2 protein-coding genes are annotated in these 1221 nt (G+C 32.5%); both read right to left on the bottom strand.

Features of this window, described 5'->3' with window-relative positions:
• Positions 1–446, bottom strand: a 446-nt coding sequence (gene rplS, locus VP91_RS02565) for a 50S ribosomal protein L19 (RefSeq protein WP_169036156.1), incomplete at its 3' end; no start/stop codon positions are given.
• Between the two features lie 16 nt (positions 447–462).
• Positions 463–1149 carry a tRNA (guanosine(37)-N1)-methyltransferase TrmD gene (gene trmD, locus VP91_RS02560; protein ID WP_169035873.1) on the bottom strand — a complete coding sequence of 229 codons (687 nt, stop codon included), beginning with the start codon at positions 1147–1149 and terminating at the stop codon, positions 463–465.
• Positions 1150–1221 lie beyond the last annotated feature (72 nt).

The raw sequence follows: 1221 nt of genomic DNA, 5'->3' as shown, positions 1-1221 counted from the left end.
ACTTCTGGTTGTTTTTCAGGTTCTACTGGTGCTAAAGTTTCTTCAGTTACTGTTTCTGGTTTAATATCAACTTCAATACCAATTTTTTTTCTAATCTTTTCTGCAATTCTAGCTGATTTACCTGTTCTATCTCTTAAGTAATATAATTTAGCTCTTCTTACTTTTCCGTGTCTAATAACTGTTATTGTATCAATAACTGTTCCATATAATGGGAATGTTCTTTCAACACCTTCTCCAAAAGAAATTTTTCTAACTGTGAATGAAGAATTTAAATCTCTATTTTTTCTTGCTATACAAACTCCTTCAAAATATTGAATTCTATCTTTTTTACCTTCTGTAATTCTTACACCAACTTTTACAACGTCACCCGGAAAAAATTCTGGTATTTTCTTTTCAGCTAGTATTTGTTTAATGTTAAATTGGTTTATTTCTTCAATTGTTTTCATAGTAATCTTTATCAAATTAGTTTTTCTTATATTTCTTCCACAAGTCTGGTCTCCGGACGCGTGTTATAGCCTCTGATTGTGATAAACGCCAGTCTTTAATTTTGTTGTGATCGCCTGATAATAACACTTCAGGAACAGTATTTTTCTCCCAAATTTGAGGTTTTGTATACTGAGGGTACTCTAAAAGTCCATTTTCAAAACTCTCTTCTGTTTTTGACTGCTCATTTCCTAGCACGCCAGGTAATAATCTTAGGATACTATCTACTACAATAAAAGATGCTGTTTCACCTCCTGATAAAATAAAGTCTCCAATGCTAAGCTCTTCTATATTTCGCGTTGATAATATTCTTTCATCAACACCCTCAAAGTGACCACATATTAAACTAATTGATTTTTCTTTTGAAAGTTCTAGTGCTAATTTTTGATCAAATTTTTTTCCTTTAGGAGATAAATAAAAAATTCTTTCACCTTTTTTTTTATTTTGATCTATTGATCTTGCTAAAACGTCAGCTTTTAACAACATACCTGATCCACCACCAAAAGGCGTGTCGTCGACTGTCTTATGTTTGTCATTTGCTGCATCTCTAATATTCACAACTTTTAGATCCCAGAGTTTATTTAGTAAAGCTTTTCTATAAAGCCCTTTACTTAAAGGGCCTGGAAAAATATCTGGGTAAAGTGTGAATATCTGAGCTTGCCACATGAAATCAACTATTTAACCTCTTCCTTTGGAGATTCCACTTTAGGAGCTGCTTCTGCTTTGGGAGCTTCTGCT

Source organism: Candidatus Pelagibacter communis (genome assembly GCF_012932795.1).
Classification (GTDB): Bacteria; Pseudomonadota; Alphaproteobacteria; order Pelagibacterales; family Pelagibacteraceae; genus Pelagibacter; species Pelagibacter ubique_S.
Note: the sequence above shows the minus strand (reverse complement) of the source record. Positions and strands in the feature narration are given on the sequence as shown.